This window comes from Acinetobacter brisouioides, from assembly GCF_004331075.1.
GTDB lineage: Bacteria > Pseudomonadota > Gammaproteobacteria > Pseudomonadales > Moraxellaceae > Acinetobacter.
In genome coordinates, this window is the sequence record NZ_SJNX01000009.1 from 121,306 (window position 1) to 135,230 (window position 13,925).

Here is a 13,925-nt window from a genome sequence, read left to right on the forward strand (position 1 = left end):
TCTTCCTCTTCTATTGATTGCGGTTGGCATTCATCAAAAGTACAAACATTTGATCTATCACCAAATTGGTTTGTACATTCTGCTCAATCTTTATTTTACTCTGTTGTAACTCTGCATAAATGTCAAACAACACTTCTAGAGAATAAAAATCACACAATTGGGTAAAATCTAAATCTATATTTTTTACAGATTGTTTCAGTTTGACACAAATTAGGTCGGACAACAAATATTCAAGCAAGTGTTGCAACTCAGAAAAATTGAGTTCTTTTGCCCATTTTGTTGCATAGCGGATTGGTAAGCTCTTTTGCTGTACCAAATTTAGCCAGTCTTGCATAAATTCCTGACGTCTGCTTATCCATGCTTGCTCCAACAGATTAATCGCCTGTAAAGGCATGCCATTGGCTAAATTCAGATACAGTTGAATCTGCTGAGCATCTAAGCTTGTCAATTGTTGCTGCAAATAATGCGTTGCTTGATTCAGTTCAATACGATCCAGCGCATAACGTTGTAATCGACTACGGATCGTTGCGGGCAATTTCAAGAAATGCTCAGCGACCAGAATGATCATGACTCGCTCACCTGGCTCTTCGAGCGTTTTGAGTAATGCATTCGCCGATGCAATATTCAGAGCTTCCGCAGGTTGAATAACAATCACTCGCCAACCATCTACCGTTTGCTGTACAAAAGGTAGCAGCTCACGAATTTTTTCAATCTTGATTTGGGCATTCGCTTTTTTATTATCTTCATCGGTACTAATCGATACATAATTTGGATGAGTATCTGACTTTAACCACTGACAACTACCACATTGCCCACAAGCTCCATGAGTTTGCTTATTTAAACACAATAACCAAGCAACAAAATGCTCGACAAAAGCCTGCTTACCACAGCCCTGCTTACCATAAAACAATAACCCATGCCCAATATCTGGAAAGCGCTGAGTCAGCATCTTCCACACGGGTTGCTGCCACGGATAAATCATGCTGTTGGCAGGCTCTGGTTGAGTATTAATATCCTGAATCATTGAAATACAGAAATGTCCAAAGCATTTAAACGATCTAAGTCTTCTTGGGTGTCCACACCTGGTGGCAGGTTAGCTTGTGCAACCGCAATAGCAATACGTCGGCCATTTTCTAAAACACGTAATTGCTCAAGACTTTCTAAACGCTCAAGCTGACCCATTTCCCATGTTACATATTCTTGTAATAATGCAACGCGATAGGCGTATAAGCCCAAATGACGGTAAGCGGCCTTATGTAAATGTTCTGACTGATGTTTGGCTGCATCACGATCATACGGAATCGTCGCACGGCTAAAATACAGCGCTTCATGGTATTTAGACATGACTACTTTGACAATGCTGTCACGACGGAATTCATCTAATGTATGAATTGGCTCACACAGTGTCGACATTGAACACTGAGGTTGATCAACCAATAACTGTGCAACCTGCTGTACCAATTGTGCTGGAAGCAAAGGTTCATCACCTTGTACATTGACAATAATGTCTTGTGAATCCCAGCCTTTAATTTTTGCAACTTCACTTAAACGGTCAGTACCCGATGGGTGATCTGCAGATGTAATGACAACATCAACACCTTCAGCGCGACAAACTTCTACAATTCGCTCATCATCAGTCGCGACACACAAATCATCAAAACCTTGTACTTTTTTTGCCTGATCTACAACACGCAAAATCATTGGGCGACCATGAATTTCTAATAGTGGCTTACCTGGCAAACGCGAACTAGCGTAACGGGCAGGAATAACAATATGCTTCATAATCAGACCTTTGCAATATGAATATTAAGTTGCTGTAATTGATGTTCTAGCGTGGTATAACATGCAGCAGACAGTACTGCCTCTACAGGCAATACCCAAATTTCCCGCTGCAACTGTGCTGCGTGTTGCTGTAACAATTTTTTTATTTTCACTGCATCTTTTTCAGTCGTGATAATGGGTGCAGCATCTTCAAACTGTAAATCACTGAGTCCATACGCATAATGATCGGCAAATTCATGGGCTTGGATATCTGTCATCCCAATACTATTTAAAGTGTCATAAAAACGCTTCGGATAACCAATGCCAACCACCACATGAAATTTTTGCTTTAAATTAAATGCAGGTAAATCATCTGAAGTTGCATTGAGTAAATAAGGCTGTCCAACTTTTAAGTGCATATGCATTTTAGAAACAGGTTGGGCTGAATGTTCAATCACTGTACCCTGTTGTAAACGCGATGCTGGTTCACGTAAAAAACCTTCTGGTAACAATTTTTGGTTGCCTAACCCACGATTATTATCTAAAACAATCCATTCTAACTGGCGCGCCAAAGCCCAATGTTGCAGACCATCATCACTAATAATTAAGTCGAGCTGATGATGTTTTAACAGTAGTTCTATCGCTTGCTGGCGATTTGACCCAACTGCCATTGGCACATGGGTATTTTGTACAATCAAGCATGGTTCATCACCCACAACATCGGCTGAAGAATCTGACAGCACCAATGTTGGGAAAGGTCCTGCACCACCATAACCTCGACTGATGACTCCAACTCGTACCTGACGTTGTTGTAAATATTTAACCAGTTGAATGAGTAACGGAGTTTTTCCGCTACCGCCCACCGTAATATTTCCAATCACCATAACAGGCACAGGAGCTTGGTAAACTTTTTTCAAACCAGAGTGATACAGTTGTTTATTCAACTGAAAACCACAACCATATAAACAGGATAATGGGCGTAGCAGCACCAACCATTGAGCTTGCTTATTCCAAGCTTCCTGAATGCGTTGTGCTAAACCCATGAATTAATCCTCAAAGTTACGCTGATGCAGCTGGAAATATGCACCATGCTTCGCAAGCAACTCAGCATGTGTACCTTGCTCCAAGATGCGACCTTGATCCATTACTACAATAATATCTGCATTTTCAATCGTCGATAACCGATGGGCAATCACAATTGTGGTACGTTCCTGCATGGCTTGTTCAAAAGCTTTTTGAATAAAATATTCTGACTCGTTATCCAGCGCGCTGGTTGCTTCATCGAGAACCAAAATTGGTGCATTTTTCAAAATGGCACGAGCAATTGCAATCCGCTGACGCTGACCACCCGATAAGGTTAAACCTTGTGCACCTAAGACTGTATCGTAGCCTTGTGGTAATTTCATAATAAAATCATGCGCGTAAGCAGCCTTAGCCGCTGCAATCACTTGCTCATCACTGGCATTTTGGAGCTGACCATACGCAATATTGTCACGAACACTACGATCAAACAGTACCACTTGCTGATTCACCATCGCAATCTGGCTACGCAAGGAACCCAGCTCAATGTCTTGAATTTGCAAATCATCCAGCAGGATTTTACCTGACTGAATCTGCTGAAAACGTACCAACAAATTAACCAATGAGGTTTTACCTGCGCCCGAACGCCCCACTAATGCAACAGTCTGCCCTGCCTTAATTTGCAAGTTAAAATCATGAATTGCATGTGAACCATCAGGATAAACCAAATTGACCTGCTCAAAACGGAGATTGCCTTTAAGCTGTGGTTTCTGAGTTCCTGTATTTTCTTCTTCGTGCATATCCAGCAAATCAAATACCGAATATGCTGCAGCTAAACCACGCTGCAATTTTTCATTAACTGTGGTTAAGTTTTTAATTGGTTTGCTGAGCATACCTGCTGCAGTAATAAACGCCACAAATTGCGCAGATGACGTATCACCCAAAATTTCAGGGCGCAGTGCAATCCACATAATAATTGCCATCGCAATCGACATAATCAATTGCACAATTGGTGTATTTAACACATTAACAATATGTAGCTTTAAACCACGTTTCAAGTTATCACTTGAGCGGTCATATAAACGTTGTTCTTCTAATTCTTGTGCACAAAAACCTTTTACTACAGCTTGCCCCAAAATAGACTCTTGCACCACATGGTTGACATCTCCCATGGTATTTTGTACTTGGGTCGAGAGTTTACGCATGCGTTTTGCTGCCTTACGCACCACAAAACCAATAATTGGTGCAAATACCAGAATAACGAGTGAAAGTTTCCAGTTTTGATAAAATAAATAAGCCAAAAGCCCGATCGTTGTCAGACCTTCTTTCAGCATAATTTGCACAGACTCAGATGAGGCAGCCGTCAACTGTTCAATGTTATACAGAATTTTAGACGTAATATGCCCACTTGAATTCTTCAAATAATAGTTCGAAGGCAACCGTAATAACTTGCCAAAGACTTGCTGGCGAATGCGAAAAATCAGGTGTCTAGAGATGACTGCCGAATAGTAATCTCCTAGAAAAGAACCAATACCTCGCACAAAAATCAGCAAAACCACTAAAAATGGAAAAATTGAGGTCTGATGTGTATTTTGCGTCTGAATCGCATTGATGACAAACTCAAGGAGTTTAGCAATCGAAACTTCCGTGCTTGCACTCAAAGCAAAACCGATTAAAACTAGTAACGCATATCCCCCATAGGGTTTTAGATAAGCCAGCAGACGAAAATAAACTTTAATGTCTTGATTCACTCATAACCTCGAGTCGGTGCTTTGGTACTAATATTGATATTGACGAAACCTAATTGTCCCGCAACATCCATTACACGAACAACATCTTGATGAGTTGCTTTGGCATCTGCTGCGATCACAAACATTAAATCATGTCGCCCATCAGCCGCCTGTTTCACTGCGGTAGACAAATCAGCAGTATCTCGGCTGGCAAGTGCCTGTCCATTCACAGAATAATGTCCGCCAGAGTCTACCATGACTTCAATCTTGTGATCGTACTGTTTGGGTGGAACACCTTGTGCATCAGGTAAAGTTAGATTAATACGGCTTTGCTGATAAAATGTTGTCGACAATAACAAAAACACCAAAATGAACAACAAACAGTCAATCATCGGTGTTAAGTTGATGTGGATTTCTTCAACGCGCGAAGCTCTTCTGAATTTCATGCAACATCCTTTGCTCTATCATGGTCATGCGTAGTTTTTTGACGTTGATAAAATAATTTTGCATGAAACAAAGTCGCTTGTTGCTCTAGTTCAGCAACATATTCTTGTACTAGGCGCTGAAAATAACGATAGGCAACCAAAGCAGGAATCGCCACAACCATTCCCATGGCAGTCGCAATCAACGCTTTGGAAATCCCTGGAATCATCAAGGTTGGACTGACATTCGAGCCGATATCAATCACCAAAAATGATTCAATAATCCCAATCACTGTACCAAGCAACCCAAGTAAAGGAGAAACCGCACTCATCGTTCCAAGGAAATTAATATTTTTTTCTAAATAATGAATTTCCTGAGAAGCAGCTGCTTCCATTTGCGCGCGTGCAAACTGATCCGTTTCATGTTTGGCGCTCAAACCTGCAAACAACACCTGCCCCAATGCAGATTCAGTCAGTTTGGAGTTTTGCTGCAACAATTGAGCAATTTGCTGAACTTCTGTTTGTGCAGTAACAGTGAGATCTTTTGGAATCACAGAAGCGTGGCGCAAACGAATAAAACGCTCAATACTAATGGCAACTGTAAAAACAGAACATAATAAAAGTGGCAACATAAGCCAACCACCTGCCTTAAAGAGTTCCCACATATCTACCCCAGAGTTCTTAATTAGTTGTCAAACAGATGTTCAAAATACCATCTAACTCATCTAATGAATGATAATGAATCACCAGCTTACCTTTACCTTGCTGATTATGATCAATCTGTACATTCGCGTTAAACCGCTCAGATAATTTCTGAGTCAATTGCTCAAGGTCAGGAGATGGTATCGGCTTCACTTTTTCACTTTTTGGTGTATTAAATTCACGCACCAATTGTTCGGTTTGACGTACAGATAAGCTTTTTTCAATCACAATATCAGCAATACGCTCTTGATCTTTTGCCTTCAGTGTTAAAATAGCACGGGCATGCCCCATGTCTAAAATACCTGTTTGCATCAATTCTTTCACAGGTTCAGCCAATGTCAGTAATCGTAATAAATTGCTGATCGTGGTTCGTGCTTTACCCACGGTATCAGCAATTTCCTGATGACTTAAACCAAATTCTTCATGAAATCGCTGGAGTGCCATTGCTTGATCAATCGGGTTCAAGTCCTGACGTTGAATGTTTTCAATCAACGCTAAAGCAATCGCAACCTGATCATTCATTTCACGGACAATCGCAGGAATTTCTGTTAAACCTGCTAATTGTGCCGCACGCCAACGGCGTTCACCTGCAATAATTTCATACGGATAGCGTTCATCATCTACCGGACGAATAACAATAGGCTGCATCACGCCATGTTTTTCGATTGAAGCTGCCAGTTCCTGCAACGCTTCTTCATTCATAAAACGGCGTGGCTGGTATTCACCACGTTTTAATAAATTGACATCAATGTTTTTAAATTGCCCATGATCATGCGCTTGTTGTTCAATTTTCAGTTTTTCTTTTTGAATCGAACCGAGCAAAGCATCTAAACCGCGCCCTTTTGCTAATCCGCGTTTTCTTACGCTCATGCTGATTGTCCTTTTTTTACTACTTTAGTTTTTTTCACTAATTCGGTTGCCATTTTCAAATAGGCAACTGCACCCTTGGAGCTTTTTTCAAAGAAAATTACAGGAAGTCCATGAGCTGGCGCTTCAGCTAAACGTATGTTACGCGGAATGACAGTTTCGTACAGTTTTGAACCAAAATACTGTTCAAGCTCAGCAGAAACATCCCGAGTCAACGCATTACGCGGGTCATACATGGTACGCAATACACCAATAACCTGTAGCTGTGGGTTTAATACCTGCTGAATACGATCAATAGTTTGAGTCAAATCAGCCAAACCTTCCAAAGCATAGTATTCACACTGCATTGGAATCAGCACACCCTGTACACCCGCCAAAGCATTTACAGTAATCAAGCTTAAACTCGGCGCACAGTCAACAATAATAAAGTCAAAAGACTGTTCAACTTGTTGCAACGCATCACGCAAAATAAACTCGCGTTTTTTCTGTTCTGCAATCGCAAGTTCGACCCCTGAAAGATCACGATTTGCACCCAGCAATTTATAACCCACTTCTGTTTTACTAATTGCCGTCTCAATAGGGACTTCGCCCAGCAAAACATCGGTCACGGTATACAACAAATCATTTTTTTGCACACCCGAACCCATGGTGGCATTTCCTTGTGGATCCATATCCACCAGCAAAACACGCTTTTTCAATACAGCGAGAGAAGCTGCTAAATTTACTGCGGTTGTTGTTTTACCGACCCCACCTTTTTGGTTTGCAATTGCAATAATTTGAGCCATGTTCAATAAAACCCCAATCCTTAATTTTTCTGCAAAATGATTAAATGACGTTGCTCATCTAAACGCGGCACTTTTAATTCAATCACTTGATGGTTAAATTCCTTGGAAAACTCAGCTATTTCCTCATTTGGAACTAAACCTTTCATCGCACAAATGTAACTACCGGTATGCATATATGGCTTAGATGCGGCAATAAAATCAGTCAATGATGCAAAAGCTCGACTGGTAATGACATCAAACTGTCCAAGCTCACGAATACTGTCTTCATCTTCCACACGGGTTTGCACTGCAGTGACATTAGGCAATTTCAAATCTGCAATGAACTGTTTTAAGAAGCGGATTTTTTTGCCATTTGAATCGAGCAAAACACACTCACGTTCAGGCTGACATAGCGCAATAATCATGCCTGGCATACCACCACCTGTGCCAATATCCAGTAAACGTCCTGCGGGCAAAGAAGGTAAAATACTCAAGCTATCTAGCAAATGCTTCACCAACATTTCTTTCGGATCACGAATTGCAGTCAGGTTATAGGCCTTGTTCCAAAGCACTAGCGCATCTTGATATTTCAATAATAGATTCAAAGCATTTTCATTCAGGTCAAGCCCTAATGCCTTACTGCCTTGTTTTAATTCCTGAAAAAAAAGATGCATGTCCAAACTCGTCCGTTAAAATTAAGTGAAGTATACTGATTTATCTGCTCAAGCATAGAGCAGAATGCTTAGTGAATACCCATTTAAGCATATTGCCTCTGACGGATTTGTCGATCTAGATCAGATAAACGTTCAGGGGTACCAACATCAACCCATGCTGCGGGTAGTTTTTGTGCCGAGATTCGCCCTTGTAACATAGCATCCTTTAATAAAGGTGCTAGAGGACGTTTCCCTTCTGCCAAACCTGCAAATATTTCAGGCGAAATCACAGCAATACCACTATAAGTCAGTGCTTCACCCTGCTGATTTTGCTCAAAAGTATACGCTTTTTGCTGATGTAGAACAAAATCTCCTTGCGGATGCTGTACAGGATTTTCAACTAACATCAGATGTGCCAGATTTTGACCCAATTTTACTTGCAATAATGGTGCAAAATCATAGTTTGTCCAGACATCACCATTCACCAAAATAAATGGCTGATCGCCCAGTAACGGCAAAGCATGAATAATTCCGCCCGCTGTTTCCAAGCCTTCACCTTCATTTGACCAATGAATCTTGACACCAAACTGCTCGCCTGCACCTAAAGCTGCAATAAGCTTTTCAGCAAGCCACGCAGTATTGATTACGATGTCAGTTACACCAATTTTTTGTAATTTTTCAATATGCCAAACAATCAGAGGTTTATCGGCAACTGCAAGCAAAGGTTTTGGTGTATGTAAGGTCAATGGACGCATTCGGTTACCCAAACCCGCTGCTAAAATCATGGCTTTCATGCAGTGACTTCCTGATACTGACCATATTTTTCAGTAAAGCGTGGCATAACTCGCTGTTGCATAAACGCAATAAAATCTGCCAACTCAGGGTAAACCTGACTTTCTGTCAACACATACCACATCACACGCGGCAAATCTTTTAAGTAGCCTGACTTACCATCACGCTCAAACAAACGTACGAAGATTCCTAAAATTTTAATGTGGCGTTGTAACGCCATAAAATCTGCATCGCGTTTAAACTGCTCAAAACTGCGGTTTTGCTTAGCTGTTTCAGGCAACAAAGCATAAAATTGCTCAAACCATTGATATACACGCTCAGGTTGCCATTGCACATAAGCATCGCGGGTAATAGAAATCAGATCGTAAGTGTCCGCACCAATCACGGCATCCTGAAAATCAATAACACCAAGCTCTGCATTATCACCCAACTGCATTAAGTTGCGACTATGAAAATCGCGATGCACGATCACTTGTGGCTGAGCCAAAGCTGCTTTTGCCAAGAGATCAAAAGTACTTTCAATTAAGTCATGTTCCGCATCGCTCAACTGAATCTCTAATGCTGGAAACATCCAGTCTGTCAGCAAGCGCATCTCAGTCATTAACTTATCATAAGAATATGCAGGCAACTCTTGTGTGCCATCAATCGCTTGTAACTGAATTAATTGTTTAAAGCTTTGTAGATAATATTGATCCACAGTTTCAGCATTCAACAAATTCGACAGTAATACATCACCAAAATCTTCGAGCAATAAAAAGCCAGCATCTAAATCTTTTGCAACAATATGTGGAACGCGAACCTGATGCCGATCTAAAAATTCATCAATACGTACAAAAGGAACACAATCTTCTTTTTCAGGTGGTGCATCCATCAACATAAATGATTTATGATCTAGGGTAACGCGTGCATAACGACGGAAGCTTGCATCACCTGTTAAATAACTGATTTCAAATCGATCCGAACGAAGGACAGTGATTAACCATGTTTGTATCAATTGTTCACGTTGAGTATTCATTTGCAAAATAATCTAATACAGGCTGAATTTTTGAAGTCCTAAGTGTAGCCACTTATAGACTTTTTCTCTATGATGCGACAATAATTAATTGCAAAAAAGCATACTTGGTTAAAGAGACACATGAAGCAACAGTTTAGATTTAATCCCTTAGCGACTGCAATTTTGACACTTTTGTGTGGCAGCTCAATACAATCAAGCTATGCTGCATCTTCGGATGCCGTATCTTCTGTGGACAATCAACAGCTCAAGCAACAGTTAAATGAAAGCTATCCAGGACAAAACTTTTTTGAACAATATTATGTCAGCAAAGACAGCCCTGAAGCTCAACAGCGTGTCCCCGATCCGAAATTTTCACCTTACTGCCAAGGTGTTTGGGTTACCCCGATTCAACCCAATACCAAAGCTTCGGATCCAAACAAGACTACGACTTATGCAACTGCGGACTACGGCTTTTATAACCCAAATGGTGATTCAGAACTCAAAGGCAATGCCATTATAGACCAAGAAGGTCGCCAAATACGTGCAGAACAGATCACCATTGATAAAGACCAAACCCTTGCACATGCTCAAGGCAATGTTCAGCTTGCACAAAATGGTCTAGTTTCACAAAGTAATCACGTCGATTACAATTTAAAAGAACAAATGGGCAATTTAAATGATAGTTATTTTATTGCCGAACAGACTCATGCTCATGGTCATGCACAAAATATTGAACGTACGTCAGCCTCTACAACTATTTTAAAGAATGCAAGTTATACAGCCTGTGCCCCAGACAAAACACCTGAGTGGCATATTCAAGCCAAAAAAATTGAGCTGAATCAGGAAACAGGGCGTGGTACAACACACAACTCAACATTGTATGTCAAAAATGTTCCTGTGATGTATTTACCTTATTATAACTTCCCAATTGATGACAGAAGAACAACTGGATTATTGACACCGAGCTTTGGCTGGTCAAGTAGTGAAGGCTTTCAAATCTCTCTACCAGTCTACCTTAATCTTGCACCTAACTATGACTTGACTTTAATACCACGTTATTTAGGTACACATGGTGCGATGCTTGAGGGCAACTTTAACTATAAAACAGCTAATTTTGGTGAAGGGACAGTTTCTGGTGGCTATTTACCAAATGACCCAGACTATAATTATCAGGATCGTAAATCATTACATATCAAGCACGAATGGACAATAAATCAGTACCTGACTACCCATTTTAATTATAATTATCTATCTGATATCAACTATATCTATGATATTAAAAATGATCCAAACATTTCTACTGATTTAAACCAAACACGCTTAGCTCAGCTTAACTTTGCCAATGCTATCCCTGGTTTAAATGCAAGCCTTAAAGTCGAAAGCTACCAGACTCTCGATAAAACCCTTTCTGATGCAGACAGACCGTATGCTCGTTTGCCGCAATTCTTATTAAACTACACCACACAAAACCCGCAAGGTTGGCAATTTGAATACCATAACGACAGTACTTATTTTAAAAAAGATACTAATGATCCTACGCTAGCTAATAATGGAACACGCCTTTATAACTCAGCGGCTGTTCGCTACAATTACCGCACACCTTGGGCATTTGTGATTCCTGAGGCATCAGTACGCAGTCTGAATTATTTTTACAATCAAAACACGAGTAGTTCTCAAAATAAAACTGTGGTTGTCCCACAATTTACTTTAGATACAGGTTTAAACTTCGAAAAAGAAGGCAAATTTCTACAAACTTTAACGCCACGTTTGTTCTATGCTTATGCACCATATAAAAACCAAAATGGCTATCCGAACTTCAATACAACGACAGCATCGGTGAGTTATGACCAATTGTTTAGCCCATACCGTTTTTATGGTAATGACCGCCTAGATGACAATAATTTTATGTCTTTAGGGCTAAGTTATAGCCTATTTGACCAGCAAGGCCTAGAGCGCCTAAAAGCTGCTGTGGGTAAAAGCTTTTACTTTTCAGATCGTAAAGTTACTTTAAATGATGGCGATATTGTTCAGACCAGCAAGCAATCAGACCCTGTGCTTTCATTATCTAGTCAAATTACAAATCATTTTACGATCGCTTCCACTGTGGCTTGGGACAATAGTTCAATTGCCCAAGCCAAGCTCCAAACTTACTACACATCCGCACAAGGCACGATTTACAACTTAGGCTATTATAAACGTAAAGAAGTTAATAATGCCCAACTTACATATAATCAAGTTGTTGCATCTCTCATACAACCAGTCAAAGATAACTGGCGTATTATAGGGCACGTTCAGTACGACATTGATCACAGTCTAGCTCGTGAATTTTTATTAGGTATCAATTACGAATCATGCTGTTGGGCAGTTTCAGTTTATGGTCGCTCATATTACAATGACCTTGATGATGTCACCCAACCTGGTGTAAACCGTAAAAATGCAATTATGGCAGAATTTACATTAAAAGGACTCGGAGCCTTCAACAACAAACTTGCATCTTTACTTGAAGAACGTGTTGTCGGCTTCAACAAATCTAATCAATCTTGGACACAATCTCAATGAAGAAACAACAACTGACCCGTCTTTTTAAAGCAACAGCGCTCGCTCTTCTGATTTCTAGCTCAGTTCCAGCGTTTGCAGCGACAAGCGACGAAGTTGTAGCTATTGTTGATAATAGTGCGATTTTACGTAGTGACTTAGATCAAATGACAGCCGAGCTTGCTCGTCAATTACAGGCACAAAAACAAGTACTTCCACCCCAACAAGTTTTACAGCAACAAGCTTTAGATCAAATTATTCTACGCCAAGCACAACTAGAGCTAGTAAAGCGTTATGGTGTCAAGCCAAATGAAACCACACTCAATGCGGCTGTTCTTAAATATGCTGAGCAAAATGGTATTAATAGCTTAGATGCTTTTCAAAAGCGACTTGATGCTCAGGCACCAGGTACTTATGAAATGGTACGTACCCGCATAGGTCAAGAGCTTGCAATTAACCAGCTACGTCAGCAACAGGTCATGTCACGCATTAAAATCAGTGATCAGGACGTAGCGAATTTCTTAAAAACACCTCAAGGTCAGGCTGCAATTGGTAGTCAAGCACATATTTTGCATCTTCGCATTTCAGCAACAAATAACAAAAATGATATGTTAAATTTGCGTGCTGCTGCTGATCAGGTTAAACAAGACCTAAACCAAAATAATGATATTCAAGCAATTAGTAAAAAAGATTCTTCAGCTGAAATTAAAGTTGTTGGTGTTGATATGGGCTATCGTAACTTAGCAGATATTCCTGCTGAGCTTGCTGCACGTGTCACCAATCTGCAAATTGGGCAAACCAGTGAACTTATTCCTGCACAAGATGGGATTCACATCTTAAAATTATTAGATCGTAAAACAAGTGATCAAAAAGCCATCGTAACACAATATCATGTTCGTCATATTTTGATTCAAACATCTGAAGTGATCAATCTTGATCAAGCAAAACAAAAAATCGATAGTATTTATAAACGCTTAAAAGCAGGTGAAGATTTCAAAACGCTTGCATCTGTCTATTCAAACGACCCTGGTTCTGCCGCTAACGGTGGTAATTTAGGCTGGGTTAATTTGGGCATGATGGTACCAGATTTTGAAGAAAAAATGAAATCGACCCCTACAGGTCAACTGAGTGAGCCATTCCAAACTCAGTACGGCTGGCATATTCTGCAAGTCCTAGATACTCGTCAACAAGATATGACTAAAGAGTATCAAGAGCGTTTAGCACGCCAATATCTAGGCGAACAGCAATTTAATACAGAACTAGACGGTTGGTTGCGTGAAATTCGTACCAATGCCTATGTTGATATTAAAGATCCAAGTTTGGATAAAAAAATTAAATAATTAAGCTTTAAAAAGCCGACACGATTGTGTCGGCTTTTTATTAAATGCAAAAATAAAAAAACCAGCTTTAAGCTGGTTTTTTATGAACCGTTATAAATTAACGATTGTTTGTATCTTCGTCTGGGGTATCATCAAATTTTGTTTCGTTGTCAAAACCAGAAGCCTGACCGCCAAAACCGCCTTGACCGCCAAAGCCACCTTGATTAGCAAAACCGCTTTGACCACCGAAACCGCCTTGACCGCCAAAACCGCCTTGACCACCGAAGCCACCCTGACCACCAAAGCCACCGCCTTGACCGCCACCGAAGCCACCTTGACCACCGCCAAAGCCACTCTGACCACCAA

The 13,925-nt window shown here is 40.4% G+C and carries 13 protein-coding genes and 1 pseudogene; 2 read left to right on the plus strand and 12 right to left on the minus strand.

Annotated elements, in window-relative coordinates; translation table 11 throughout:
* Positions 1–10 precede the first annotated feature (10 nt).
* The 11 genes from E0H77_RS12690 to E0H77_RS12740 form a co-directional block, all read right to left on the minus strand.
* Positions 11–1,024, minus strand: coding sequence for a DNA polymerase III subunit delta' (locus E0H77_RS12690; RefSeq protein ID WP_131378513.1), 1,014 nt, complete (start codon positions 1,022–1,024; stop codon positions 11–13).
* The gene (kdsB, locus tag E0H77_RS12695; protein ID WP_131378514.1) at positions 1,021–1,782 is read right to left on the minus strand and encodes a 3-deoxy-manno-octulosonate cytidylyltransferase; all 762 of its coding nucleotides are present in this window, start codon (positions 1,780–1,782) and stop codon (positions 1,021–1,023) included. The genes E0H77_RS12690 and kdsB overlap by 4 nt, the downstream gene beginning before the upstream one ends.
* Positions 1,783–1,784: 2 nt before the next feature.
* The gene (gene lpxK / locus E0H77_RS12700) at positions 1,785–2,804 is read right to left on the minus strand and encodes a tetraacyldisaccharide 4'-kinase (RefSeq protein WP_131378515.1); all 1,020 of its coding nucleotides are present in this window, start codon (positions 2,802–2,804) and stop codon (positions 1,785–1,787) included.
* 3 nt (positions 2,805–2,807) lie between these two features.
* The gene (gene msbA / locus E0H77_RS12705; RefSeq protein ID WP_131378516.1) at positions 2,808–4,532 is read right to left on the minus strand and encodes a lipid A export permease/ATP-binding protein MsbA; all 1,725 of its coding nucleotides are present in this window, start codon (positions 4,530–4,532) and stop codon (positions 2,808–2,810) included.
* Positions 4,529–4,957: an ExbD/TolR family protein gene (locus E0H77_RS12710; RefSeq protein ID WP_131314730.1), complete on the minus strand. Its 429-nt coding sequence runs from the start codon at positions 4,955–4,957 to the stop codon at positions 4,529–4,531. Before E0H77_RS12710 ends, msbA begins: the two co-directional genes overlap by 4 nt.
* Positions 4,954–5,598 carry a MotA/TolQ/ExbB proton channel family protein gene (locus E0H77_RS12715; protein WP_131378518.1) on the minus strand — a complete coding sequence of 215 codons (645 nt, stop codon included), beginning with the start codon at positions 5,596–5,598 and terminating at the stop codon, positions 4,954–4,956. The genes E0H77_RS12710 and E0H77_RS12715 overlap by 4 nt, the downstream gene beginning before the upstream one ends.
* Before the next feature lie 16 nt (positions 5,599–5,614).
* Entirely contained in the window at positions 5,615–6,505 is an 891-nt protein-coding gene (locus tag E0H77_RS12720) for a ParB/RepB/Spo0J family partition protein (protein ID WP_131378520.1), read from the minus strand.
* Positions 6,502–7,287, minus strand: a complete 786-nt coding sequence (locus tag E0H77_RS12725; RefSeq protein ID WP_131378522.1) for a ParA family protein — start codon at positions 7,285–7,287, stop codon at positions 6,502–6,504. Before E0H77_RS12725 ends, E0H77_RS12720 begins: the two co-directional genes overlap by 4 nt.
* 20 nt (positions 7,288–7,307) lie before the next feature.
* Positions 7,308–7,940: a 16S rRNA (guanine(527)-N(7))-methyltransferase RsmG gene (gene rsmG / locus E0H77_RS12730; protein WP_131378524.1), complete on the minus strand. Its 633-nt coding sequence runs from the start codon at positions 7,938–7,940 to the stop codon at positions 7,308–7,310.
* An 83-nt stretch (positions 7,941–8,023) separates the two neighbouring features.
* Complete coding sequence (gene murU / locus E0H77_RS12735) at positions 8,024–8,713, minus strand: N-acetylmuramate alpha-1-phosphate uridylyltransferase MurU (protein ID WP_131378525.1); 690 nt, start codon at positions 8,711–8,713, stop codon at positions 8,024–8,026.
* Complete coding sequence (locus E0H77_RS12740) at positions 8,710–9,726, minus strand: aminoglycoside phosphotransferase family protein (protein ID WP_131378527.1); 1,017 nt, start codon at positions 9,724–9,726, stop codon at positions 8,710–8,712. The genes murU and E0H77_RS12740 overlap by 4 nt, the downstream gene beginning before the upstream one ends.
* Positions 9,727–9,846: 120 nt before the next feature.
* On the opposite strand from E0H77_RS12740, the gene E0H77_RS12745 reads away from it, so the two are divergent.
* Together E0H77_RS12745 and E0H77_RS12750 are read left to right on the plus strand one after the other, a co-directional pair.
* Complete coding sequence (locus tag E0H77_RS12745; protein WP_131378529.1) at positions 9,847–12,264, plus strand: LPS-assembly protein LptD; 2,418 nt, start codon at positions 9,847–9,849, stop codon at positions 12,262–12,264.
* Positions 12,261–13,580, plus strand: a complete 1,320-nt coding sequence (locus tag E0H77_RS12750; protein WP_131378531.1) for a peptidylprolyl isomerase — start codon at positions 12,261–12,263, stop codon at positions 13,578–13,580. The genes E0H77_RS12745 and E0H77_RS12750 overlap by 4 nt, the downstream gene beginning before the upstream one ends.
* A 97-nt stretch (positions 13,581–13,677) precedes the next feature.
* Here E0H77_RS12750 and E0H77_RS12755 read toward each other — a convergent pair.
* A pseudogene (locus E0H77_RS12755) lies at positions 13,678–13,925 on the minus strand (RNA chaperone Hfq); the annotation flags it as partial.